Origin of the sequence: Marinomonas gallaica (assembly GCF_001639745.1) — a bacterium.
Classification (GTDB): Bacteria; Pseudomonadota; Gammaproteobacteria; order Pseudomonadales; family Marinomonadaceae; genus Marinomonas; species Marinomonas gallaica.
In genome coordinates, this window is record NZ_LTAX01000001.1 from 230,249 (window position 1) to 255,823 (window position 25,575).

At 45.2% G+C, this 25,575-nt stretch carries 25 protein-coding genes; 19 read left to right on the forward strand and 6 right to left on the reverse strand.

Annotated elements, in window-relative coordinates; translation table 11 throughout:
- The first annotated feature begins 45 nt into the window (after window positions 1-45).
- On the forward strand, window positions 46-780 hold the full coding sequence (locus AYW76_RS01080; protein ID WP_067214726.1) for a phosphoadenylyl-sulfate reductase: 735 nt from the start codon (window positions 46-48) through the stop codon (window positions 778-780).
- A 24-nt stretch (window positions 781-804) separates the two neighbouring features.
- On the opposite strand, the gene AYW76_RS01085 is transcribed toward AYW76_RS01080, so the two are convergent.
- Window positions 805-1,107 carry a LysR family transcriptional regulator gene (locus AYW76_RS01085; protein WP_067034332.1) on the reverse strand — a complete coding sequence of 101 codons (303 nt, stop codon included), beginning with the start codon at window positions 1,105-1,107 and terminating at the stop codon, window positions 805-807.
- Between the two features lie 111 nt (window positions 1,108-1,218).
- Between AYW76_RS01085 and AYW76_RS01090 the strand changes: the two genes are divergently transcribed.
- Entirely contained in the window at window positions 1,219-2,565 is a 1,347-nt protein-coding gene (locus AYW76_RS01090) for an anti-phage deoxyguanosine triphosphatase (RefSeq protein WP_067214728.1), read from the forward strand.
- Here AYW76_RS01090 and AYW76_RS01095 read toward each other — a convergent pair.
- The 3 genes from AYW76_RS01095 to AYW76_RS01105 are packed head-to-tail and all read right to left on the reverse strand — an operon-like array spanning window position 2,558 to window position 4,923.
- Window positions 2,558-3,073, reverse strand: coding sequence for a GNAT family N-acetyltransferase (locus AYW76_RS01095; RefSeq protein ID WP_067214731.1), 516 nt, complete (start codon window positions 3,071-3,073; stop codon window positions 2,558-2,560). The genes AYW76_RS01090 and AYW76_RS01095 overlap by 8 nt on opposite strands.
- A 2-nt stretch (window positions 3,074-3,075) precedes the next feature.
- Complete coding sequence (locus tag AYW76_RS01100; protein WP_067034341.1) at window positions 3,076-4,122, reverse strand: DUF2333 family protein; 1,047 nt, start codon at window positions 4,120-4,122, stop codon at window positions 3,076-3,078.
- 15 nt (window positions 4,123-4,137) lie between these two features.
- Complete coding sequence (locus AYW76_RS01105; RefSeq protein ID WP_067214735.1) at window positions 4,138-4,923, reverse strand: hypothetical protein; 786 nt, start codon at window positions 4,921-4,923, stop codon at window positions 4,138-4,140.
- A 99-nt stretch (window positions 4,924-5,022) separates the two neighbouring features.
- On the opposite strand from AYW76_RS01105, the gene dsbD reads away from it, so the two are divergent.
- From dsbD to purD, 9 genes are all read left to right on the forward strand, one after another.
- Window positions 5,023-6,846, forward strand: coding sequence for a protein-disulfide reductase DsbD (gene dsbD / locus AYW76_RS01110; protein ID WP_231872514.1), 1,824 nt, complete (start codon window positions 5,023-5,025; stop codon window positions 6,844-6,846).
- 217 nt (window positions 6,847-7,063) lie between these two features.
- On the forward strand, window positions 7,064-7,513 hold the full coding sequence (gene accB / locus AYW76_RS01115; RefSeq protein WP_067034347.1) for an acetyl-CoA carboxylase biotin carboxyl carrier protein: 450 nt from the start codon (window positions 7,064-7,066) through the stop codon (window positions 7,511-7,513).
- Between the two features lie 21 nt (window positions 7,514-7,534).
- Complete coding sequence (gene accC, locus AYW76_RS01120; protein WP_067034350.1) at window positions 7,535-8,875, forward strand: acetyl-CoA carboxylase biotin carboxylase subunit; 1,341 nt, start codon at window positions 7,535-7,537, stop codon at window positions 8,873-8,875.
- Window positions 8,876-8,971: 96 nt separating this feature from the next.
- A complete protein-coding gene (gene prmA / locus AYW76_RS01125; RefSeq protein ID WP_067034353.1) occupies window positions 8,972-9,859 on the forward strand; it encodes a 50S ribosomal protein L11 methyltransferase in 888 nt (295 codons plus the stop codon).
- Between the two features lie 23 nt (window positions 9,860-9,882).
- Complete coding sequence (locus AYW76_RS01130) at window positions 9,883-11,274, forward strand: zinc-ribbon and DUF3426 domain-containing protein (protein WP_067214738.1); 1,392 nt, start codon at window positions 9,883-9,885, stop codon at window positions 11,272-11,274.
- Between the two features lie 153 nt (window positions 11,275-11,427).
- Window positions 11,428-12,393, forward strand: coding sequence for a tRNA dihydrouridine synthase DusB (gene dusB, locus AYW76_RS01135; RefSeq protein WP_197467743.1), 966 nt, complete (start codon window positions 11,428-11,430; stop codon window positions 12,391-12,393).
- 100 nt (window positions 12,394-12,493) lie between these two features.
- A complete protein-coding gene (gene fis / locus AYW76_RS01140; protein WP_067034794.1) occupies window positions 12,494-12,772 on the forward strand; it encodes a DNA-binding transcriptional regulator Fis in 279 nt (92 codons plus the stop codon).
- An 83-nt stretch (window positions 12,773-12,855) separates the two neighbouring features.
- The gene (purH, locus tag AYW76_RS01145) at window positions 12,856-14,424 is read left to right on the forward strand and encodes a bifunctional phosphoribosylaminoimidazolecarboxamide formyltransferase/IMP cyclohydrolase (RefSeq protein ID WP_067214744.1); all 1,569 of its coding nucleotides are present in this window, start codon (window positions 12,856-12,858) and stop codon (window positions 14,422-14,424) included.
- A gap of 21 nt (window positions 14,425-14,445) precedes the next feature.
- On the forward strand, window positions 14,446-15,735 hold the full coding sequence (purD, locus tag AYW76_RS01150) for a phosphoribosylamine--glycine ligase (RefSeq protein ID WP_067214748.1): 1,290 nt from the start codon (window positions 14,446-14,448) through the stop codon (window positions 15,733-15,735).
- A 72-nt stretch (window positions 15,736-15,807) separates the two neighbouring features.
- On the opposite strand, the gene AYW76_RS01155 is transcribed toward purD, so the two are convergent.
- The gene (locus tag AYW76_RS01155; RefSeq protein WP_067034368.1) at window positions 15,808-16,059 is read right to left on the reverse strand and encodes a hypothetical protein; all 252 of its coding nucleotides are present in this window, start codon (window positions 16,057-16,059) and stop codon (window positions 15,808-15,810) included.
- A 45-nt stretch (window positions 16,060-16,104) separates the two neighbouring features.
- On the opposite strand from AYW76_RS01155, the gene AYW76_RS01160 reads away from it, so the two are divergent.
- From AYW76_RS01160 to yfaE, 8 genes are all read left to right on the forward strand, one after another.
- Complete coding sequence (locus AYW76_RS01160) at window positions 16,105-18,360, forward strand: 7TMR-DISM family protein (RefSeq protein WP_067214753.1); 2,256 nt, start codon at window positions 16,105-16,107, stop codon at window positions 18,358-18,360.
- 57 nt (window positions 18,361-18,417) lie between these two features.
- Window positions 18,418-18,759, forward strand: a complete 342-nt coding sequence (locus AYW76_RS01165) for a histidine triad nucleotide-binding protein (protein WP_067214756.1) — start codon at window positions 18,418-18,420, stop codon at window positions 18,757-18,759.
- A gap of 15 nt (window positions 18,760-18,774) precedes the next feature.
- The gene (gene coq7 / locus AYW76_RS01170) at window positions 18,775-19,410 is read left to right on the forward strand and encodes a 2-polyprenyl-3-methyl-6-methoxy-1,4-benzoquinone monooxygenase (protein WP_067214760.1); all 636 of its coding nucleotides are present in this window, start codon (window positions 18,775-18,777) and stop codon (window positions 19,408-19,410) included.
- A gap of 3 nt (window positions 19,411-19,413) precedes the next feature.
- Window positions 19,414-20,058 carry a pyridoxamine 5'-phosphate oxidase gene (pdxH, locus tag AYW76_RS01175; RefSeq protein ID WP_067214764.1) on the forward strand — a complete coding sequence of 215 codons (645 nt, stop codon included), beginning with the start codon at window positions 19,414-19,416 and terminating at the stop codon, window positions 20,056-20,058.
- An 85-nt stretch (window positions 20,059-20,143) separates the two neighbouring features.
- On the forward strand, window positions 20,144-20,854 hold the full coding sequence (locus tag AYW76_RS01180) for a heparan-alpha-glucosaminide N-acetyltransferase (protein WP_067214768.1): 711 nt from the start codon (window positions 20,144-20,146) through the stop codon (window positions 20,852-20,854).
- A 287-nt stretch (window positions 20,855-21,141) separates the two neighbouring features.
- Window positions 21,142-23,409 carry a class 1a ribonucleoside-diphosphate reductase subunit alpha gene (gene nrdA / locus AYW76_RS01185; protein WP_067214770.1) on the forward strand — a complete coding sequence of 756 codons (2,268 nt, stop codon included), beginning with the start codon at window positions 21,142-21,144 and terminating at the stop codon, window positions 23,407-23,409.
- Window positions 23,410-23,500: 91 nt separating this feature from the next.
- Window positions 23,501-24,634 (forward strand): class Ia ribonucleoside-diphosphate reductase subunit beta, encoded by a 1,134-nt coding sequence (nrdB, locus tag AYW76_RS01190; protein WP_067034390.1) that lies wholly within the window; start codon window positions 23,501-23,503, stop codon window positions 24,632-24,634.
- A complete protein-coding gene (gene yfaE, locus AYW76_RS01195) occupies window positions 24,615-24,911 on the forward strand; it encodes a class I ribonucleotide reductase maintenance protein YfaE (protein ID WP_231872515.1) in 297 nt (98 codons plus the stop codon). Before nrdB ends, yfaE begins: the two co-directional genes overlap by 20 nt.
- Here the strand turns inward: yfaE and AYW76_RS01200 are convergent.
- Window positions 24,908-25,528 carry a CDP-alcohol phosphatidyltransferase family protein gene (locus AYW76_RS01200; protein ID WP_067214777.1) on the reverse strand — a complete coding sequence of 207 codons (621 nt, stop codon included), beginning with the start codon at window positions 25,526-25,528 and terminating at the stop codon, window positions 24,908-24,910. The two genes, yfaE and AYW76_RS01200, sit on opposite strands and share 4 nt — an antisense overlap.
- Window positions 25,529-25,575 lie beyond the last annotated feature (47 nt).

Below are 25,575 nucleotides of genomic sequence, written 5' to 3' on the forward strand. Positions count from 1 at the left end.
TTGCTATGGTACAGCCAAATTTGATCAAGACTAGGATAGGAAACGATGTCCAACTTTGACCTAGAAGCTTTCATCGATAGCCACAAAGCCGATGAAGCTCAAAAGATTATTCATAGCGCGTTAAAAGAATTCGATAATATTGCCATCTCTTTTAGTGGTGCAGAAGATGTTGTACTAATTGACATGGCTGTAAAAGCCAAAAAAGACGTGCGTGTATTCTCTCTGGATACAGGCCGTTTGCATTCAGAAACTTACCGTTTTATTGAACAAGTACGTAAACATTACAACATCGAAATCGACATCATGTCTCCTGATGCAGAAAAGCTAGAAGCCTTTACCAAAGAAAAAGGGTTGTTTAGTTTCTTCGAAGATGGCCACAAAGAATGTTGCGGTGTACGTAAAGTAGCACCTCTTCGTAAAAAGCTTGCAACATTGGATGCTTGGATTACGGGACAACGTAAAGATCAAAGCCACGGCACACGCAACCAACTGGATTTCGCTGAACTTGACGGCGCATTCAGCTCAAAAGACAAACCTCTTTACAAATTTAACCCGTTAGCCAACTGGTCATCAGAAGACGTTTGGAACTATATCAAAGTATTCGAAGTTCCGTTTAACGAATTACATCAAAAAGGCTTTATCAGTATCGGTTGTGAACCTTGTACACGTGCCGTACTACCGAACCAGCATGAACGCGAAGGTCGCTGGTGGTGGGAAGAATCAGAGCATAAAGAATGTGGTCTGCACATCGGAAATATCATTCCAACAAAGCAAGCCTAAATAAAAGCGCCTAAAGATCACTCTTTAGGCGCTTTTTCTTGAGTGCTCTTCAGGCTTTTTTTCAGCAATATGACTTTGCCAATGATGAACAAACTTCTCGTAGCAGTTACCTAAATCCTGCACATGCTTATATAGCACTTTTCCAGCTTCGGTTAACTCCGTCGAGCGACCGTGACGAATCAACAGCGGTTCGCCAAGTCCTTTTTCTAGCTTCTGAATATGCTGACTCACCGCAGGCTGGGTTAACCCAAGCTTACGAGCCGTCTGCGTGAAACTTCCTGTTTCTACTAGCGTTCTAAATGTGATGAGATGTTGTGTATTTAGCATAATGTTTCCTTATGATGGTGAACATTATGCCCACTCCAGCTGAGTCAGGCATTGACCTATATCGTATTTTAATGAAAGACTGCCTAGACAACATTGGTAGAGCCATAAAGCATGATAAACGACAATTTTGACCTAACCGAATGGATGGTCCGGCGCTCGGGCCCTCGCGTAGAAAGAAGTAACGATCATCGTGATGTGTACCAACGAGACAGAGCCAGGATCATTCACAGTGCCGCTTTTCGTCGACTTCAGTCAAAGACCCAAATCCTTGCTATACGCCAAAACGACTACAGTCGAACACGCCTCACACACTCACTTGAAGTTGCCCAAATAGGCGGCGGCATTGTTTACCAGCTGCAATCATCAAACCCTAGCAATGCACCATTTCAACCTTGGCTTGCCAGTGACTCGCTTATGGAAACCATTTGCTTGAGTCACGACATTGGTCACCCGCCTTTTGGGCACGGTGGCGAAGTGGCTCTCAACTATATGATGACGGAGCACGGTGGCTTTGAAGGTAACGGCCAATCCTTACGTATTTTAGGCAAACGCGGTTCCTATTCTGAAACCTATGGAATGGATGTGTCGCGTCGAACTATGCTGGGCGTTTTAAAGTACCCTGCGCTCTACCAAACGGTTGTTGGGCATTACCCAAATAAGCCTGATAACTTACGTCAATTCAAAGCCAAAGACTGGCATCCACCCAAGTGTATTTACCAAGAGGAAAGTGAACTCTTAGAGTGGATTCTCGCGCCATTTGAACACTCAGATCGAGATACTCTAAGCCAAGTAACACGCAACCATCCAAACGCTCATGGCCGAACGGAACACTGTGGTTTTGACACCTCCATCATGGATTTAGCCGACGACATTGCCTACGGCGTACACGATATGGAAGATGCCATAGTATTAGGCATGGTGACGCGCGACATGTGGCAACAGTATTTAAAACCCAAACTGGACGCGATCGACTGCGATTTTCTAAACCACAACCTTGAACGTATAGAATCTCAGCTGTTCAGCAAGCAAAGTCACTTACGCAAAAAAGCCATTGGTGACTTAGTTAGCTGGTTTATCACATCGTGTTATGTCATGGAAAAAGAAGCATTCAAGCACCCCTTACTCAGGTTCCAAGCGAATTTACCCGATGCAGAGCGTCAAGCACTGAACCTATTTAAAGAGTTCGAGATGCAACACATTATCCTGCGTCCTGAAGTGCAAATATTGGTTTATAAAGGGCAACAAATGCTGCTTGAAATGTTCGAAGCGCTGGCAGCGGATCCGGCTCGCTTATTGCCAAAAGATTTGGCTAAAGAATGGCGCCAAGACACTGAAAATGGAGGCCATGGTTATCGTATTATTTGTGACTACATGGCGTCGATGAGTGACGATTACGCGAGTAGAATGTACAAAACTCTGTTCGTACCCAGCTCAGGCTCTGTTTTTGAGCCTATTTAGTTTCACTACTAACGTCATCAAGTTGGCGACCTAATAATTTTAGGTCGCTGACAGCCCCACCGCTACGCACTACCGACGGTAAGGTCCCCCATTCAATAAAGCTATTTCGCAAAAAGAACTGCAGGCTGCTGTGATTATCAGACAAAATATAAGCCACTAAAGAGTGCCTATTGTGATCAACGCCATGCCGCTCCATTAATGCCAATAGCTCTGCGCCTAGGCCTTGTCGTTGATACCGTGCGGTAATATAGATCGCCACTTCGGCTACACCACCTAACTCAGGTAAACCGTAAAACGCTTCTAATCCACACCAAGCAATAACGGAGTCGTCTTTTTCAAGCACCCATAGAGGATATTGATCGCTCGCATTATCAATCCAGTCGATAACACTGAGGAGATTGATTCCTCCTTTAACGTCAGTTTGTTTTACTGATTCAAGGAAGATAGAAAGAATAGACGGCGCGTCATCTAAAGTAGCCGGACGCGCCGTTTTAGCTAAATCATTCACGATTAGCCTTGTTTTAACAACCTAACTAGGTCGATGATCTGTGCGTTCGCACGAGACATATAAGACGCCATAACCAATGAGTGGTTAGCCAGTAAACCAAAGCCACTGCCATTCAAAATAATTGGTGACCATACTGTTTCTTGCGTTGCTTCTAACTCACGAATAATTTGACGTAAACTAACCATGGCATTTTTCTTTTGTAGCGTCTGCGCAAAGTCAACTTCTACAGATTTAAGAATATGAATCAATGCCCAGCTTGCGCCACGTGCTTCATAGAACACATTATCAATCTGTGTCCATGGCGTCTTCACGTTCTGGTAAGAACCGTTTTCAGTCGATTGACGCGCTTCGGCATCGCCTGCCAAATCTGTATTTTCGCGCTCTTTTACAACACTGGCAGACAACCGCTGAGATAAGCTACCAAGACGCGTAGAGGCATCAGATAAGTAGTCCGCTAAGTTGTCAGCACGAGAATAGAACTGCGCGTTGTCGGCTTTATTGGCCAAACGATCTAGATATTTAAGCAATTCAGCGTTACCACGACGGTACTCACTTTCACTCGAAGGAAGTGCCCAGCTGCGAGTATCGAAATTGTATTGCGGTTCTGCAATTTTAAGATTCACATCTTCTGTAGACTGAGATTGGCTTCGACTGAACTCTTTTCGCAGAGAACGAGCCAAATCTCGGACCTGAACCATGACGCCAAATTCCCACGAAGGCATGTTATCCATAAACACGCCTGGAGGCATAATATCATTGGAAATAAAGCCGCCTGGTTTCTCAAGGAGTGTATCAACCAAGCTGTAAAGTGTATTGGTCATTGTGTAGCCAGTAACCAACTGCTTACTATTATTCAAATAGCCACGCTCTTCAGCACGCTCTTTTGCCACAGACACCACATCGAACTGATCTGGTTCAGAGTTCCAATAAATGCCCAAAGCAAACAAGAAAATGACCAGTACTACGACTGCTGCAGAAACAGACTTACCTGCTTTAGGTAGGCTGGGCAGTGTTTTCCAGAAGGCTATCTTATCGATAAATTTCGCCATTGATGCGTTCCCATGTTAATTGACTAAAACTTCAACTGTGTGTTTCGAACTATGAAAGGTCATGGCTCGCACACGAAAATTCGGTGTTCTACTATTAATGATTTGATACAGCAGTCGACCTTCTTTGTCGCTCGGCCAATTGATCTCAATTGAGCCTTGTGTCTTTTCAACTCTATCAATAATAGGCTGAATTTGAGTAAGAATCTTCTCTTCACTCAATTGAAAAAGGTTATTGGGCAGATAAAATACATCTTCCGATGTTGGCTGCTGATCTGCTCGCACAGAGTGGTCAATGACGACCCGCTTCTGCTTAACCCGCGTCTCAATTTCTTGAATACTTGGATCTCTTGGATTGACTTGTTTGGCCTGCTCGATAAATTGCTTAGCACTTTTAAAATCAGCAGCATTTGCTGACTGAATTGCCCAAGCCAAGTATTTATCAACAATCGCCGCAATGCCCAGCGTTGCGTCGTAGTTGCCTGGGTCTCGACCTAATGCAATTTGAAAGTACAAATTTGCATTATCCCCTTCTGGGGTCAACAAGCGATTTTCCGATAAGGCTATTTGCCCTTCACGAACAATATTCGCAGTTATTGTTTGCTTTCGCGTCACGCTAGAATTACGCGAAACGCCAGCCTTATTGTCAGTTCTCTGCGTTACGGGTGCATGCCTATACGCGCCATTTTGCTTTTTAGATGTCTCAACAGGCAGATCGGTATGCCACCAATTATCGCTCGATAACGTTGAACAAGCCGACAGAAACATTGCCGAAGTAAGTAAGAAAAGCGCTTTTTTTATCAAGAGAACTCCTAGATATTTGGAAACTTTCACGCCCGTTGTTAGTCTATAGCGCCTTTGATACTGAAGAAACCTCTCTCGCAACAATACGAGCTATATTCTATGATGCGTTTCATCGCTGTGATTACGACCCTACTTTTAACCAACGTCGCCCTGGCGTTCAACTTTAGCTCGCCTTTTAACTCTGAACCGGAGTTTCTTCCTGTTGATCAAGCTTTTAGTTTGTCAGTCAACAGCGACGCAGAAGGGCAAGTATGGGCCACATGGCACATCACCGATGGCTACTACTTATACCGCCATCAACTAAACGTCACAAGCGATCAAGAACCCTCGTTAGATTTCGCCGAGATTCCAAACGGTGAACTAAAACAAGACCCTTACTTTGGTGAAGTCGAAGTCTACCATGAACGTTTAAAACTCCCGCTTTCTTTGGATAACCGAGACACTTCCAAACAAGTCGATTTTATCATCAGCTATCAAGGTTGTGCTGAAAAAGGGCTGTGCTACCCGCCTCAGAAAGTGCCAATGTCAGTGGAGTTTCCGCCACAAGCTTTAGCTACAATAAGTAACAGCACTGACACGACCCCTACTAAAACATTCGAACTGTCCGAAGCACAGCAAGTAACAAACCTTATTAGCCAAGCGTCCTTTGTTAACATGCTGCTTATTATGTTTGGAATAGGCCTACTGCTGTCACTCACACCATGCGTGCTGCCTATGATACCAATAGTGAGTGCTATTGTTGTGGGCAGCAAAGCTAAAGGTTGGTCTGGTCTCTATCTTTCAGCAGTCTACGTCCTTGGTATGGCGACGACTTACGGCCTTATTGGCGCGCTGGCAGGCTGGTTTGGAACTCAACTAAACCTTCAAGCAGCACTTCAGAGCCCATCCATCCTGTTCGTCAGTGTCTTACTCTTCATTGCACTCTCACTGGCGATGTTTGGTGTTTATGAATTGCGTTTACCCAGTGGCCTTCAAGATCGCCTTGATAGACTTTCTAATAAATCTCAAAACAGTCGTTCACGTATACTCGGCATCTTTTTCGCTGGCGTATTTGCAACATTGGTCGTTTCCCCCTGTGTTTCCGCACCGCTAGCGGGAGTTGTACTGTATATCAGCACCACGTCAGATGCAGCCTATGGTGCAATGGCATTATTCAGTATGGGTCTTGGCATGGGAATGCCACTGCTGCTTGTGGGCGCACTGGGAAGCAAGGTGTTACCTAAAAATGGCGCTTGGTTAGAAGATATTAAAAAACTGATGGGATTTGCCATGCTAGGCCTTGCGATATGGCTTGCCAATCGCTGGCTAGCTGAAGCCTACCATCTGTTCATGTGGGGGTTACTAAGTCTATCCTTGGCAGCATTTTTCTTTCATCGTATCAGTACCGGCACGTCTCATCCGGTGCGATGGTTTATTGCCTTGCTTGCCTTCACTGTTGGCTTTGCAGAAATAATAGGCGGTTTTACAGGCAGTCATAGCCCAATAACGCCACTGAACCGGCTAACAACTGCGCAAAATAATGCTCAACAGCAGAGTATTAGCGTGCCCTATTATGAAACAATTGGTTCTTTAGAGGAGCTAAATGTCATTCAACAAAAAAGTACATTGCCTGTTGTTATCGACCTTTATGCCGATTGGTGTATCAGCTGCAAAATCACAGAAGAAGAAGTATTTAAACACCCTGACATATTACCACTTTTGAGCAAGGTCACCTTTGTTCAAGTCGATGTCACAGAGAATAACGAGCAAAACCAAGCACTGCTAAAACAATTTCAGCTGTTTGGCCCACCTGCCATGTTGTTTTTTGATACCAATGAACAACTATTAGACAACTATTCTTTAGTAGGTGAGCCAACCAAGGAAGAAGTAAAAGCACGTCTTGACGCCCTCTTGTCAAATAACCCAACCAAGATGGTATACTAGAGGTTAATTTTTAACCTCTTTTACAAGATATAGGTTTTTTATCTACAAAACTGGACAATATCGCGCTTTTTACTGATAATTTCCCGTTAATTGGATTTCTTACTGAGTTCTACTCTGCAGCCTAAGCGTTGCTTTTAGCTCTCAGTGCCGCCTGCCCTGTCGTTCCATCACAGGACAGAACTAGACTGAATACATAGACAGAGAAAAGAGAGTCAACATGGACATTCGCAAAATTAAAAAACTTATCGAGCTACTAGAAGAATCTAACGTATACGAGATCGAGATCAAAGAAGGCGAAGAGGCAGTTCGAATCAGTCGTGGCGGCGCTCCAGTTGCAGCCCCTCAATACTACCCAGCACCAGCACCTACAGCCGCGCCAGCGCCTGCAGCAGCGCCAACCGCTGAAGCTGCACCGGCAGAAGCCGCTTTTTCTGGCCACTCTGTAAATTCCCCAATGGTCGGTACTTTCTATGCGTCTCCAGCACCTGGTGCGAACGCATTTGTTGAAGTTGGCCAGAAAGTAAACGTTGGTGATACGATCTGTATCGTTGAAGCGATGAAAATGATGAACCAAATTGAAGCAGACAAAGCCGGTACAATTGGCGCTATCCTTGCAACTGATGGTGAGCCAGTAGAATTTGACCAACCGCTTGTTACCATCATTTAATCCACTGCCAAAGGTTTCATCATGCTAGATAAAGTATTGATTGCTAACCGAGGCGAAATTGCACTGCGTATTCTTCGCGCTTGTAAAGAACTCGGTATTAAAACGGTTGCGGTTCACTCTAAAATTGACCGTGAATTATTACACGTACGCCTTGCAGACGAATCGATCTGTATTGGCCCGAACCCATCAAAAGACAGCTATCTGAATATTCCAGCGCTAATCAGTGCGGCAGAATTGACTGATACGTCTGCGATCCACCCTGGTTACGGTTTCCTTGCTGAAAACGCAGACTTTGCGGAACAAGTTGAACGCTCAGGCTTTGCTTTCATCGGTCCACGTGCTGAAACAATTCGCTTAATGGGTGATAAAGTGTCTGCCATCAAAGCGATGCGTGAAGCAAACGTACCGACAGTACCTGGCTCCAATGGTCCAGTACCCTCTGACCCAGAAGCTTGTATGCGTATTGCTCGTGAGATTGGCTATCCAGTTATCGTCAAAGCAGCAGCCGGCGGCGGTGGTCGTGGTATGCGTGTTGTACACAACGAAGGCAGCCTTCTTAAATCAATCAGCGTCACACAATCTGAAGCAGGCTCTTACTTTGGCGATAGCACGGTTTATATGGAGAAATTCCTAACTAACCCACGTCACGTTGAAGTCCAAGTTCTAGCCGACGGCCAAGGCAATGCCGTACATCTTTACGATCGCGATTGTTCTTTGCAGCGTCGTCATCAAAAAGTATTGGAAGAAGCACCAGCACCTCATCTTGATCCTGAGTCTCGCGCGCAATGTCTAAAATCTTGTGTGGATGCGTGTATCAAGATCGGTTACCGCGGCGCAGGTACATTTGAATTCCTTTACGAAGATGGTCGCTTCTACTTTATTGAGATGAACACCCGTGTTCAAGTGGAGCACCCTGTAACCGAAATGGTAACAGGCATAGACATCGTAAAAGAACAGCTACGAATTGCCAGCGGCTTACCTCTTTCAATTACACAAGAAGACGTGAAGCTAAACGGTCATGCAGTTGAAGCACGTATCAATGCTGAAGACCCTAAAACCTTCATGCCTAGCCCGGGTAAAGTTAACTACTTCCATGCGCCTGGCGGCATGGGTGTACGAGTAGACTCTCACCTTTACAGTGGCTACACCGTTCCACCAACGTACGACTCTATGATCGCAAAAATCATTTGTTTTGCGAACACGCGTGAAGAAGCACTTAAACGTCTAGAAGTTGCATTGGATGAAACGTTCGTAGACGGTATCAAAACCAATATCGATCTACAAAAAGATCTTGTTACGGATTCCAACTTCATTGCTGGTGGCGTAAACATCCATTACTTGGAAAAGAAACTGGGCCTATAATGCGCTCAATTACTACACCTCCGCTCGGAGGTGTAGTACCCTCCTCTAAACATCAGAATTAACCGACTTACGATAGTCTCAACTGGACCTTACCCCATGCCTTGGTTGCAAATTCGCGTTCATACAACGCCAGAGCACGTACCCGCTTACGAAGATGCCATGCTTGAATGTGGCGCACTAGTCGTCACGTTTGAAGATGTTCATGATGACCCTGTTTATGAGCCGGATCTAAATACTACACCTCTTTGGAAGCACACCCGTGTCACAGGGCTTTTCGATGCCGATGCAGATCTAGAGCAAATTCGTAATGTTATTGAGCACAAAGCTCAACATTTAGGGCAATCTAACATTGACCTCAAAATCGAAATACTAGAAGACAAAGACTGGATTCGTGAATGGATGGACAGCTACCATCCAATTCAGTTTGGCAAGCGTCTTTGGGTTTGCCCAAGCTGGCGTGATGTGCCAGACGACAAAGCCGTGAATTTAATCCTAGACCCAGGTCTGGCCTTTGGTACGGGCACTCACCCAACCACAGCTTTGTGCCTTGAATGGTTAGATTCAATTGATTGTCAAAACAAGAGCATTATCGATTATGGCTGTGGCTCAGGTATTTTAGGCATCGCAGGCTTATTACTTGGCGCTAATAACATGGTGGGGATTGATATTGACCCTCAAGCGGTACAAGCGACCCAAGCCAATGCTGAACGCAACCACATCACCCCCGATCGCTACGAAGTGAAACTACCGCCTTACGACAGTGACGTTGAAGCAGATATTGTCGTGGCGAATATTTTAGCGGGACCTTTGGCTGAGCTGTCCGACACCATTTCAAAGTTAGTAAAACAAGGTGGATTACTCGCACTTTCTGGTATCCTTGAGTCTCAAGCTCACTCGGTTGTCGAAGCTTACAAACCTTGGTTTAAAATTGAATCCATCGTCGAAAAAGAGGAATGGATTCGGATTGTGGCAAAAAAGTTGTAGCCAATTAAGGAAACACCACGCTTATGTCTGAAAGCATGATCACACGCTGCCCTAAATGTTCCACTACTTTCCGCGTCACTCAGGAAGTCCTGAGTATGGCAAAAGGCAAAGTCCGCTGTGGTCAATGCTTTCATATTTTTACAGCAGCGCCAGCACAAGGTTCAGCCCCCACCCCCAACAAAGTCGCTGCCACCAAACCAACACCTCAACCCAAACCTGATCCTGCATCAGCGCCCAAAGTAACGGAGCCGCCAACCAATTCACCTGAACAAAAACCATCTGAGCCATCCAAACAAGAAACAGCAAAGCCACCTAGACCCATACAGCCAACTAAAGAAAAGGCACCAACGCCTGAAACCGTTAGCAATGATGGCAGTGTTAATCCTGATTGGCTAAACACTCTGTTTGATGAGGACGATCTTACGCCCTACTCGCCACCCAAAGGTACTGATGAGCGCTTTGTGGAAAGCATGGAAAAGGACGATCTCTTTGGCGATTTAGACACACCCAAAACCAAACCTACTCCACCTGCTTCTAAATCCAAGCAAGCAAAATCGTCACCGACTCAACCTGCGCGCAAAGAAGAGTTGGCACCATGGGAAGTTGAGCTAGCAGAGCTGGAATCACAGATGAGTGCTCAATCACCCGCTTCTGCGCCAGTATTCAGTGAACAGTTGCAAGCAAAACGTGAGTCTCAAACATCTAAACAGACATCGCCACCAGCAAACAGCATGAATCAAGTACTCGGAGCGGATGAGCCGGATTATATGCACGCGCTGCATTCTCTAGCTCAAGATGTTTCCAAACATGATACGTTATCGGATTCCGAATACTCTTCCCAAGAGTCAATGAAACAGCTAGCAGCTGAATACAGCCTCGCAACATTAACCGATACAGAACAACCTAAAAAGCGCCGTAAGAAAGCAAGGTTCACATGGTTATGGACGCTCGGAACCTTGGCTGCTCTTATCTTACTGGCCGTGCAAGTGGGGGTTGGCTACTTTGAACAAGGTAGCCGCTCAGCACAATTTCGCGGTTTCTACAAAGCAGCGTGCTCTTATATTGGCTGCACTCTGCCAACGTATGAAGATATAACGGCTGTCGACATCGAGCATGTTCGTATTCAAAGTCACCCAACACTGACCAATGCACTGCAAGTCAATGCCATTATGACTAACAGTAGCCGCTTTGCTCAACCTATGCCCAAGCTGGCCTTGGAATTCTACGATTTAAATGGCCGCCCTGTCGCTGCGCGCCTTTTTTCTCCACAAGATTACCTACACAAAGATTTCTTAGACATTACCTTCATGCCTCCTAGCACACCTATCCATATTGTTATCCCGATTCAGGACCCTGGTGCGCGTGCCGTTACACACCAAATTAAAGTCTTTTCTAACGGGACTCAGTCCTACTAAATGTGCATTTATTGAACACATTGAAAATAAGCACAAAAATTAGCCAATTTATGAGTTGTCAAGACTTCAAAAATTCGAATCCCCTAGGTATTATTCACGCCCGCTCGACGGTGTAGCAGATCTTTAACAACAGATTCGGTATTTAGAGACATCATGGCCTTCAATATTGGCAACTTCAGCATCGAAAAGCCCGTTATTCTTGCCCCAATGGCTGGTGTGACAGACTTACCCTTTCGACGTCTTTGCCACCAACACGGTGCAGGCTTAGTTGTGTCAGAAATGGTCACATCTGATGTACGTCTTTGGGACACCAATAAAAGTCGTATGCGCTTGGTTCATGACGCAGAGGTAGCACCTCGCTCAGTACAAATTGCTGGCGCAGATCCCGTAATGATGGCTCAAGCGGCTCGTCAAAATGTGGAACTGGGCGCGCAAATCATTGATATAAACATGGGTTGCCCTGCTAAGAAGGTACTCAACAAAGCGGCTGGTTCTGCTTTGTTACAAAACGAGTCCTTAGTACAAACAATACTCGAATCTGTGGTAAGTAGTGTTGACGTTCCTGTAACGCTTAAGATCCGTACAGGTTGGTCTCTTGATCAACGCAACGGCTTAACAATAGCGAAAATTGCCGAACAATCAGGTATTCAAGCTTTAGCAGTGCATGGCCGCACACGCGCTTGTAAGTTTAAAGGCGACGTAGAATACGACACCATTGCAAAGATTAAGCAATCGATTTCGATTCCAGTCTTTGCCAATGGCGACATTCAAAACGCGCAGCAAGCGAAGCAGGTTTTAGACTATACCAAAGCAGACGCTGTCATGATTGGTCGCGCCGCTCAAGGACGCCCATGGATATTTCGGGAAGTCAATCACTACCTAGAACACAACGAGCTTTTACCGCCCCCTTCATCGGATGAAGTTAAAGCCATCGTTATCAATCATGTGAAAGCATTGCATGATTTTTACGGTAGCTACATGGGAACAAGAATTGCGCGTAAGCACGTTGGTTGGTATCTGCAAACACTGGCAGACACAACGCCATTTCGCAGCCAGTTTAATCGCATCGAAGATGCACAAGAACAGCTCGATCTGTTGAATGAATTCTTTGTTTCTTAGCGCATTAAGAAACATTTCTGGTACCTGAATAGTGTACGAAGTCACTCACTTCGCAGACGCTTATTTCAAAATGGTTAGCTTTAAAATAGAAGGTTATTCTGTGGTAGATCAAACACATACTCAAACGTTTCAAACAGCTTCGGCTGAGCAATCGCAAACCCTGCGCGATAATGTAGAAAAAGCTTTGCAAAACTACTTTGCTCACCTAGACGGCCAACCTGTAACTGATTTGTACCAACTAGTGTTAGCAGAAGTAGAGGCTCCTCTACTTGAGTCAGTAATGAATTACACTAAAGACAATCAAACTAAAGCGTCCGCGATTCTAGGCTTAAATCGTGGTACGCTTCGTAAAAAGCTGAAGCAGTACGGTATGCTGTAAATAAAAAAGGGCGTCTGCGCCCTTTTTTCGTTTTACCCGTTCCCCTAACTTTATAAATCGTTAATCACATTACGAGAAGCATCATGGCAAACACGACTCCAATTAAACGCGCCCTTATCAGCGTTTCAGACAAAACTGGCATTGTAGAATTTGCACGCGAATTGGCCGACCAAGGCGTGGAAATCCTTTCTACAGGTGGTACTTACAAACTGTTGCTAGAAAATAACGTCGCAGCAGTTGAAGTATCTGACTACACAGGCTTCCCTGAAATGATGGATGGTCGAGTTAAGACGCTTCACCCTAAAGTACACGGTGGCATCTTAGGTCGTCGTGATATCGACGGTGCCATCATGCAAGAACACGGTATCAATGAAATTGATATGGTCGTTGTTAACCTTTACCCATTCGAAGCGACCATTGCTCGCCCTGATTGCGACCTACCAATGGCGATTGAAAACATCGACATCGGCGGCCCAACCATGGTTCGTTCTGCCGCAAAGAACCACAAAGACGTCGCAATTGTTGTGGACCCTTCTCACTACCAAGGCATCCTTGCATCATTGAAAGAAAATGGTGGTCTTACATACGACCAACGTTTCGACCTAGCCGTACAAGCGTTTGAACACACGTCAAACTACGATGGCAACATCGCAAACTTCCTAGGCAAGAAAGTAGAAGGTGGCAGCGAAGACTTCCCTCGCACGTTCAACTTGCAATTCAATAAGCAAGAAGAAATGCGTTACGGCGAAAACCCTCATCAAAAAGCGGCGTTCTACGTAGAATCAAATCCACAAGAAGCGTCTATCAGTACAGCTAAGCAGTTACAGGGTAAAGCACTGTCTTACAACAACATTGCTGACACTGACGCAGCACTTGAATGCGTTAAGAGCTTCCGAGAGCCTGCTTGTGTGATCGTTAAACATGCAAACCCATGTGGTGTTGCAACCGCTGAAAACCAGCTTGAAGCTTACGACCTAGCTTTTAAAACAGACCCAACATCTGCTTTCGGTGGCATCATTGCTTTCAACCAAGAGCTAACCGCTGAAACAGCACAAGCCATTGTGGATCGTCAGTTCGTCGAAGTCATCATTGCTCCTAAAGTCAGTGCTGCGGCGCTAGAAATCGTTGCGGCGAAACAAAACGTTCGTCTACTTGAGTGTGGCGAGTGGTCAGCAGACAAACCTGCGGCGCTTGACTACAAACGAGTGAACGGTGGCCTACTGGTTCAAGATCGTGACGACGGTGCTGTAGAGCTGAGCGACCTTAAAGTCGTTTCTAAGCGTCAGCCTTCTGAAGAAGAACTAAAAGATCTTTTATTTGCTTGGAAAGTTGCGAAATTCGTAAAATCTAACGCTATTGTTTACGCTAAAGCAGGCCAAACTATCGGCGTGGGCGCTGGCCAAATGAGCCGCGTTTACTCAGCTAAAATTGCGGGCATCAAGGCGGCAGACGAAAGCCTACAAGTAGAAGGTTCTGTCATGGCATCGGATGCCTTCTTCCCGTTCCGTGATGGCATTGACGCTGCGGCAGCGGCAGGTATCACAGCGGTTATTCAACCAGGTGGCTCTATGCGTGATGACGAAGTTATTGCAGCTGCAGACGAAGCTGGCATGACGATGGTCTTCACTGGCATGCGCCACTTCCGTCACTAAGCATAGGAATAGGACACAAGCATGAAGGTTCTTGTAATTGGTAACGGCGGGCGCGAACACGCGCTTGCTTGGAAAGCAGCTCAATCTGCAGACGTTGAAACCGTTTTCGTTGCCGCTGGCAATGCCGGCACAGCCATCGAGCCAAAACTTGAAAACGTTAACATCGACGGTGAAGACATCGACGCCCTAGTGACGTTCGCAAAAGAAAATGACATCGCTCTAACCATCGTTGGCCCTGAAGCGCCTCTGGTCATTGGGTTAGTGGATGCGTTTGAAAAAGAAGAATTGCCGATCTTTGGTCCAACAAAAGCAGCAGCACAGTTGGAAGGCTCAAAATCTTTCACAAAAGACTTTTTGGCACGCCATAACATCCCAACAGGTTCATACGGTAACTTTACCGAGATTCCTGCTGCGGTGGCTTACATCAAGCAGCAAGGTGCTCCGATTGTCGTGAAGGCCGACGGCCTAGCGGCTGGTAAAGGCGTTATTTTAGCGCAAACCGAAGAAGAAGCCATTGCCGCTGTAGAAGACATGTTAGCAGGTAACGCGTTTGGCGACGCTGGGTCACGTGTTGTCATCGAAGAGTTCCTATTTGGCGAAGAAGCTAGCTTCATAGTTATGGTCGACGGTGAGACTGTTCTACCGATGGCGTCTAGCCAAGACCATAAAGCACGCGATAACGGTGACTTAGGACCGAACACAGGCGGCATGGGGGCTTATTCCCCTGCTCCAGTAGTAACACCTGAAATTCATGATCGCATCATGAACGAAGTTATTATGCCAACTGTGAAAGGCATGAATGCCGAAGGCAATCGTTACCGTGGTTTTCTTTACGCTGGCGTTATGGTTGCACCTGATGGCACACCTAAAGTACTTGAGTACAACTGCCGTTTTGGTGACCCTGAAACACAGCCTATTATGATGCGTTTACGCTCTGACTTGGTTGCCATGTGTTTAGCTGCTGTAAACGGTGAGCTGGACTCTGTTGAAGCCGATTGGGACCCTCGCGCGAGTCTGGGTGTTGTTTTAGCCGCTGGCGGCTATCCTGCGTCTTACAACAAAGGCGATGTAATTTCAGGGTATGACGCTGAATTACCCGAGCACCAAAAAGTCTTTCATGCGGGAACAACGCAAAAAGACGGCAACATTGTTACCAATGGTGGCCGTGTCTTGTGCGCCGTCTCTTTAGGCAATACGGTTGCCGAAGCGCAAGCTGGTGCTTACGAAGTCGTTAAACAAATCTCTTGGGATAAGGTTTACTTCCGTACCGATATCGGCCACCGCGCCGTATCTCGCGAACAACAGAAGTAATCTTTACTACTCAAAAAAGGCCGCTTACCTCAGGTAAGTGGCCTTTTTTTATGTTCTTAAGTAGCCGTTGTATTACTTGCCTAGGTTAGCCTGTTTTTTGTCCAACCAAGCCTTAAATTTCTTCCCAACTTCTAGAACAATCAAGCCAAAAATAACACCGGCCATCCATTCAAAATCCAATAAAAAACCGATTGCGCCTAACATGGCGTAGCCATACAAAAAGTTAGTTCGAGTCTGTCCTTGATGCACTCGAGTAAACCAAGTCACCGCTAATAGTGCGATACACCACCAGACATAATATTCCACCAAGATTGGATATAGCATTTCACACCCTAACTAGTTAATAATGTAGGCCTTCAGGAGGCCATTTTGATAAAACACTGTTCGCAAGCGCTCATTCTACTCGCAATTTTATTGCTGACCAATACAGCCTATAGCGCCCCGATGATGGCGATATTGGATGAGAACAATCAACGCGTCAACGTTGGCTCGGTTGGCAGTTATTACATTGATGAGACCGGCAGCCTCACTCTTCGCGACTTGGACTCTGAGCAATTACGTAAACGCTTTATTCCTCTTAAAGATGACTTTCTGCAATTTGGGTTAACCAAAGGAAATGTCTGGATTCAAGTCGATATCGCGCCAAAGTTACAACCGGGGCAATCGGCGCTATTGCATATCAAGGCACCACGAGCCCAAGAAGTCGATGTGTATACCCACAATCTTCCTAATAGTCAGGTGTTTGCCGAGATGGGCGATGCTCGTCCCTACCAAAACCGTCCACTGGCATATCCTGACTATATTATTCCTCTGCCTGTTAACACCACACCGGTTTACACTGTTTACATTAAAGTATCATCCAGAATCCCAATTAGCCTAATCATAGAAGTTAAAACCCTGTCAGCACTGAGCAATGATATTCAGAAAGACTCTCTGATCACTGGGTTGTTAATGGGTATTTTACTCATTTTATTAGCCAGCTATTTGTTTTTTTATCTACGGACGCTGCATCCGATGTACCTGATTGGTAGCTTTTTGTTACTCGGTATTGCTGGCTTGCATTTCTCTCTTCATGGATTGATATACCAGCTTTTCCCAATGCACACGGGACTTCAAGAAAGGGTATATAACTTCTTTTCCCTTTCTTCTGTCGCTTTAATCAGTTGGTTTACACGCTATTATCTAGACACCCCAGTCAACCTACCCCGCGCCAATAAACTTCTATTTTTTGTTATCGTATGTAACTTGGCCCTTGCGTTTATATACACGCTAGCCCCCCAAGAGCTTAGCATTGCACTGCTAAGTGCCAGTGCCGCATCAACACTATTAATACTACAAGGGGTTGCTTTGTATGGCGTGTGCCTAAAAATCCCCTATTCGCAGTTTTATCTTGTAGCTCGACTTGTTCTTTTGGTTGGCTATTCACTTTGGGCGCTCGCTATCTACGGCATTTTATCGCTACCATTTTGGTATGAATGGGGGCTTACGATTGCCATCACTTTAGAAGCCTTAGTGCACTTTGCGGGTATGATTGCCCGACATACCCCTATGCGTACCAATACAATGAAAGTAGATGATAGCTACCAAGAGGAGCTACTTTCAGAATTAGCATCCAAACTTAAGCGCCAAACAAATATTATTGATCATCAATATTCATTGCAGGAGCCAAGTAATGAGCAATTGAAGCGCGCCTATAAAAACTTATCGAATTTAGCCGAACGAATTTCTATTATCCAAAACTTGCATAACCCGCAAACAAACAGCTCAAATCGCCCTGCCAACTTACAGCTATTGATCGATGAAGCCACGCTTAACTTTTATGCGCTAGACCAAACTGATGCTGAGATAGAGATGCAATATAAAGGTACGTTGAACTGGGAGTTGCTCTCTCACAGTCGAACAATTAAACATATTTATCAAGCTGTTATGGAGGAGCTCAAACATCATACGGATCAAACACTTCATATAAACAGCGCCGTAGAGGCCAATGATAGAGATGGTCAACACCAACTCATTATTCGAGCATATCCTATCCCAAGCTCTATTTCGTTAGAAAGCGAACACTATTTTGGTCCGCGCTACTTGCAAGAGTTAGTCGAGAAATTAGAAGGTACGCTTTCTTTAACAGGTGATGGCCGTGGTCGATCATTAACCTGTCAAATACCCGTTAATGCACGTCCAGTGGAGGCCAGTGAATTAGCCAGACTCACACAATCAGAAGACATTACTATGCTTCTGATTGGTCACCAAGACTCAGAACTACTGGAACGGACGGGGAATTTCTTATTATCGCGCTTGTTTAGCACGAGCCATATCGATAAAGTTGAAGAGCTGCATCAACGCCTAATCGATCGCACAGAGCATGAACGTTTTGTCATCCTACTGTTTGAAGATCAACAAAATTTTGGCGCCTCCGAGCTTGCTGGTTTTGCAAGTTTTTTACATGAACGCGATTCATGCTTCCTGATTTCAAACAATGTTAATATGTCGCAAGACTACGCAAGCGCCTTAGGCTTCGACGGTTTTGTTTACAGTGCCCAAATTGAGACTAAATTGTTGCCAGATATTGAGCGCGCACAAAGAGTGACTCACACAGTGTTGCCTAGAATCAAAAGAACACTGTAATACACTTGTGATTGATGACTTTTAACAAAATAATGAACACCGACTTAGGAGAATTAAATGGACTGCTTGTTCTGTAAACTTGTCAACGGTGACATCCCAGCCAAAATACTTTACCAAGACGAGGATGTGATCGCCTTTGAGGACATTGCCCCTCAAGCACCCACACATTTCTTAGTGATTCCAAAGCGCCACATCAGCACGTTAAATGATCTGTCGAATGACGATGCGGCACTGGTTGGCAAACTGCCTATTACAGCAGCAAAAATTGCCAAAGAACTAGGTATCGACGAAAGCGGTTATCGTGTCGTGATGAACTGTAACGAGATGGGTGGCCAAACGGTCTATCATATTCACATGCACGTCCTTGGCGGACGCTCAATGACGTGGCCACCAGGCTAATAGAAGGTAGTGTTTATGCACCTAACAAAACTTGATAAAGCTTTGATGCAATTCGATCGCGCCCTGCAGACGTTAATACCAAAAGCGGCAACAGCGGCTCGTCCCTCGCCAGCTCGCCTTCATGAAGAAGCCCCACTAGAACCTTCAGAACGAAAGCATTCGATTGGGTTGATGCGCATCAACCATACTGGCGAAGTTTGTGCGCAAGCTTTATATGCAGGCCAAGCAACGACAGCAAAGCTTGATACCGTTAGAACAGAAATGGAGCATGCCGCCAACGAAGAGATTGATCACTTGGTCTGGTGTGAAGAGCGCTTACTAGAGCTAGGCAGTCAGCCAAGTATTTTAAACCCTTTGTTTTACGGTGCTTCTTATTGTATCGGTGCAGGTGCCGGTCTTATTAGTGATAAACTCAGCCTAGGCTTTGTTGCCGCGACTGAAGATCAAGTCTGCCTTCATTTAGACCAGCACATGTCTGCTCTACCCGCGCAAGACCAACGTTCACGAGCAGTACTCGAGCAAATGCACATAGATGAAGCCAAGCATAAACAAATGGCATTAGATTCTGGCGGTTATGAGTTTCCACAGCCCGTTATGAACATAATGACACTGGTATCAAAACTCATGACTCACTCGACTTATCGGATTTAAATTATGAATCGCGACCTACAATCATTACGCCGAGATTATCAATTTGATGACCTAACGGAAGAAAAAGCAGGCTCCGACCCGCTTGCTTTGTTTGATGCATGGCTTGATCAGGCCATAGAAGTCTGTCCTGACGACCCTACAGGCATGCTACTTAGTACTGTCGATAAAGAAAACCGTCCCCACTGTCGTACTGTGCTCTTGAAGCAACGCGACGCTAATCACTTTAGCTTTTTTACTAACTATGAAAGTGATAAAGGTGAAGACATCGCGCTCAACCCTAATGTTGCTCTGACGTTTTTTTGGCCGGCCTTATCTCGTCAGGTTCGTATTGAAGGCATTGCACAGAAAGTTTCGCGAGAAGTCTCTGAGGCCTATTTTGCTACCCGCCCGAAAGGCAGCCAGCTCGCGGCCAGTATTTCACGACAAAGCCAAGACATCCCCTCACGAGATGTTCTGTCTAAAGAATTTGCAAAATTAGAGCAAGAGTACCAAGACAAAGATCTACCGTGTCCTGATAACTGGGGAGGATATTCTGTCACTGCGACATCCATTGAGTTTTGGCAGGGTCGGCCGAGCCGACTGCACGATCGCATTGTCTTTACACTTAACGAAAGTGGCAAATGGAAAGTGGTAAGAAAAGCACCTTAATCGAATATCCCGTCACCCTCTATAGCCGTATAGAAGCTTCAGATGTGTCTATACGGCTTTTTTACGACCAATAGAATTTAACTGAATGCTCGCCTCTAATTTGCCCGTCATACGTTATAACTTGCTGGATAATTATCGTGGCCTAGCGGTCATTTTAATGATCATCTTTCATTTTTGCTGGAACTTAAAAGACTTCGGCTTTGTTCATTTTGATGCCTACAGCGATTTTTGGGTAAACTTTAGGGCCTTAATAGTCTTTATGTTTGCCAGTGCCGTAGGCTGGTCAAGCTACCTTGCTATGCTTAATCATCAGCCAATCACACGTTTCTTAAAAAACCAGTGCAAAGTCGCCTTTGCCGCCAGCTTGATCACTGTCGGTACTTACTTAGCACTACCAGACCAATGGGTATTTTTCGGCATATTGCACTTTATCTTTTTAGCAGGCTTTATTGTTCGTCCATTATCAGTACACCCTTATACCTCTTGTCTACTAGGTTTATCACTCATTGCCACTAGCTTCCTATTTAATATCAGCTCCATCAGTGCGCACAAATGGTTTATTCAGGCTTTTTCTGTACCCAGCACAACTCTGGATTTCGTCAACCCTATTTTATGGTTGGGGGTCGTTTTGATTGGTCCAATATTTGGTTACATGAATTTGCATAAAGTACACATCCCTCAAAGCCAGCTAACTAAACTGTTCTCGTTTTTAGGGAAACATGCACTATTGGCCTACCTATTACACCAACTCATTCTTTATCCACTGGTTATGGCGGCTTACTTTATCGTTAACTAATTGACCAATGATCAGCTTGTAGCCATTACGAAAAACGAAAGAAAATTTGTTAATTTAGTATTGCAATTACTGGTTCGAGAACTATTGGGCACGCTCACGTAAGTGGTCACTTCATTGCGCGGTAAGGCTTAAAAATTTGCATTTTTCAAGCCTTGATTTTCATCGCCATGAGCACTATTGTTCGTGCCATCAAAATCGAATTACACTACATCTAGTATCAAGCAGTACTTGTAAATACTATATACAGTATATCCACAGGTTTTACTGCAGCAATGGGAATCTAAGGCATGAGCACTCTGACAGTCACCAAGCGGAACGGCACCACCGAGAACATTAACCTTGATAAAATCCATAAAGTTATCACTTGGGCGGCTGAAGGGCTGGAAAATGTTTCCGTTTCCCAAGTAGAGCTCAAAGCGCAAATTCAGTTCTTTGAAGGTATTCGTACAACCGATATTCACGAGACTCTAATCAAGTCTGCAGCCGATTTAATCTCTGAAGACACACCAGATTACCAATATCTTGCCGCGCGCTTAGCCATTTTCCACTTACGCAAAAAAGCATTTGGTGAATTTGAGCCACCGCATCTACAAGAACATGTTCGCAGCTTGGTTGAGCAAGGCCGTTACGACAAACAAATTCTTGAGAAATACAGCGCCGAAGAGTTAGACACTATCAATGACTTCATTGATCACTCTCGTGACATGGATTTTTCGTACGCGGCGGTTAAACAATTAGAAGGTAAATACCTCGTTCAAAACCGTGTAACTGGCGAGATCTACGAGAGCCCACAGTTTATTTACATTCTGGTTGCGGCTTGTCTGTTCGCCGAATACGAAAGCACCATGCGCCTTGATCTGATTAAGCGCTTCTATGATGCGGTTTCCAAATTTAAGCTATCGCTTCCAACACCGATCATGTCAGGTATTCGTACACCGACACGTCAGTTCAGCAGCTGTGTATTGATTGAATGCGGTGACTCCTTGGATTCTATTAATGCAACGTCCAGCGCTGTCGTAAAGTACGTGAGTCAACGCGCAGGCATTGGTATTAATGCTGGCGCTATTCGTGCCATTGGTAGCCCGATTCGTGGTGGTGAAGCATTCCATACAGGTTGTATTCCATTCTACAAACACTTTCAAACAGCCGTTAAAAGCTGCTCTCAAGGCGGTGTGCGCGGTGGTGCAGCAACGGTATTCTACCCAATTTGGCACCTAGAAGTTGAAAACCTGTTGGTTCTTAAGAACAACCGAGGCGTAGAAGAGAACCGCGTACGCCACCTAGATTATGGTGTTCAATTTAACCGTCTAATGTATCAGCGCCTGATCAAAGGCGGCAACATTACACTGTTTAGCCCATCAGACGTGCCAGGTCTTTACGATGCCTTCTTTGCCGATCAAGAAGAGTTCGATCGCCTGTATACCATGTATGAAGAAGATAAAAATATCCGTAAGCACACGATCAAAGCTTCTGAACTGTTTACTCTATTCGCTTCTGAGCGTGCTAGTACGGGTCGTATTTACCTACAGAACGTCGACCACTGTAATACTCACAGTCCATTCAATCCTAAAGTAGCGCCGGTAAAACAAAGCAACCTATGTCTAGAAATCGCGTTACCGACCAAACCCCTGAATCGCATTGACGATCCAGAAGGTGAAATTGCTCTATGTACTTTGTCTGCTTTCAACCTAGGTGCGTTGAAAAACCTAGACGAATTAGAAGAACTCTCTGAGCTTATTATTCGCGCGCTCGATAGTTTATTAGATTATCAAAACTACCCTATTCCAGCTGCGCAACGCGCAACTGAACAGCGTCGTACGCTAGGTGTGGGCGTTATCAACTACGCGTACTACTTAGCTAAGAATGGTGTACGTTACTCTGATGGCAGTGCCAATGACCTAACACACAAGACGTTTGAAGCGATGCAGTACTATCTACTAAAAGCATCAAACAAACTGTCGAAAGAGTTTGGCCCATGCCTTGGCTTCGACGAAACGACTTACGCTCAAGGTGTCTTACCAATTGACACCTACAAAAAAGAGATCGACAACATCGTCAGTACAGAGCTGCAATATGATTGGGAAGCGCTTCGTGAAGACATCAAAGCACACGGCTTGCGCAACTCTACTTTGTCAGCATTAATGCCATCTGAAACTTCCTCTCAGATCAGTAATGCAACCAATGGTATTGAGCCGCCACGTGGCTTTGTTTCAGTTAAAGCGAGTAAAGATGGCATCCTGAAGCAAGTTGTACCTGAGTTTGATCGCTTAAAGCATAACTACGAGTTACTTTGGAGCATTCCATCAAATGATGGCTATCTACAGCTGGTGGGTATTATGCAGAAATTTGTCGATCAATCGATCTCTGCAAATACCAACTACGATCCAACTAAGTTTGAAGCAGGCAAAGTACCAATGAAGGTCATCTTGAAAGACTTGCTAACGGCTTACAAGCTGGGCATCAAAACGCTTTACTACCACAACACACGTGATGGTGCGGAAGACAAACAAGACGATATGGCTGATGATTGCGCAAGCGGTGCTTGTAAGATCTAAATCGCCAAGCCCTGCGTACTAGTGACGTGGGGCTTTCTACCCAATTACCTTTTAATTGTTAGACGATCATATTTAAGGATCACCGACAGCAATGAGTTACTCTACTTTCAATCGCAAGAAATTTGACAGCTTACAACAACCGATGTTTTTCGGGGAAAACGTAAATGTAGCGCGCTACGACCAGCAAAAGTACCCTATTTTTGAAAAACTGATTGAAAAACAGTTGTCTTTTTTCTGGCGCCCAGAAGAAGTAGACCTATCTAATGATCGCAAAGATTTTGTGAAGCTTGAGGAACATGAGCAGCATATTTTCTTAAGCAACCTAAAATATCAAACACTACTAGACAGCGTGCAAGGCCGCTCACCGAACGTTGCTTTGCTACCGATTGTCTCTCTTCCTGAATTGGAAACCTGGATTGAAACGTGGTCTTTCTCTGAGACCATTCACAGTCGCTCTTACACACACATCATTCGTAACATCGTCAATGATCCAACTAAGGTCTTCGACGATATTATCGTGAATGACGAGATCGCTAAACGCGCTGTTAGTGTGTCTAAATACTACGATGACTTAATCGAACTTGTTAGCTTATACAATACTATGGGTCTAGGTGTGCACCACGTTCCTGAACGTGGTGACATAACAGTCTCTATGAAGGCACTCAAAAAAGCGCTGTACCTAACTGTTGCATCGGTCAACGTATTAGAAGCCATCCGTTTCTACGTGAGTTTCGCCTGCAGCTTTGCTTTTGCCGAGCGCACATTGATGGAAGGAAATGCAAAGATCATTAAACTGATTGCACGCGATGAAGCCTTGCACCTAAATGGCACACAACACATGCTAAACCTAATGACGTCCGGCCGCGACGATCCTGAAATGGCTGTGATTGCACAAGAGTGCAAACAAGATGTAATTGATATCTTTGTTGAAGCAGCTCAGCAGGAAAAGGAATGGGCTCAATACTTGTTCAAAGATGGTTCTATGATTGGCTTAAACGCTCAAATTCTAGGCCAGTATGTTGAATATATTACTAACGTACGCATGCAAACAGTCGGTCTTGAACCATACTTTAGCACTAAAAATAATCCAATCCCTTGGATCAATGCTTGGTTAGTCAGTGACAACGTACAAGTAGCACCACAAGAAGCGGAAATTAGTTCTTACCTTGTGGGCCAAATTGATAACGATCTAGATGGTGCCGACTTTGACGACTTCGACCTCTAATAAAGGCCACGAAGAAGAAGCCGAAGTCCATCGCGTGTTACTGGGAAAAAAGCAGATTCTTGTCACTGAAGACGAGCCTCTGCTTCCTCAACTTGAACGAGCAGGCGTGCTCGTTGAATATCAGTGCCGCGAAGGGTATTGCTCGTCTTGCATGATCAAACTGCTTTGGGGCAAGGTCAGTTATCCCGTAGAACCCTTAGCATGGGTGCACAGCGGCTATTTGCTGACATGCTGCGCCATTGTTAAAAGTGACATCGAAATCGCTTTGCTGGGCTAAAGGTCGGCTTTGCTCAGCATTCGGTAGGCGGCCCAAATACGGGTACCAGTGGTCACCCAGCATAACAAGCCAAACACAACAGCAATGATCGCAAACTCGCTAGGCCAGAGGCACATTAAGACAAAACAACCTATGGTTTCAGCACCTTCTGTAATACCTCCCAAAAAGTACAGTGACTTTTTGCCATAGTCTAGTTGCTCAATCCCCCTTTTAGCCGCCATAACAGAAAAGGCTAAAAAACTACTGCCCGTTCCCATAAACGAAAAGATCAGAAACGCCGCCGCTAAGGCATGATGTTCAGGGTTCGCCACTGCAAAGCCAAATATAACAGCCGAATAGAAAATGAAGTCCAACACAATATCTAAGTAACCACCAGCATCGGACGCACTGCCATTCAACCTTGCCACCGCGCCATCTAGTCCATCAAAAATACGATTTATCAGTATCGCGATGAGCGCCACACTATAAAGTGCTTGGGTAATAGCCACTGCCCCCAACATACCAACCACAAAACCTATTACCGTTATTTGATTTGCGGTCACGCCTTTAGCAAGCAGAGGCTTCGCGGCTGCGTTTAAGGGCCACTTAATCACGGCAATAAAATACTTATCGAACACCTTGAATCCTTAGGTCAGACGTACGCTCAAAAGAATTAGTTTGTTAC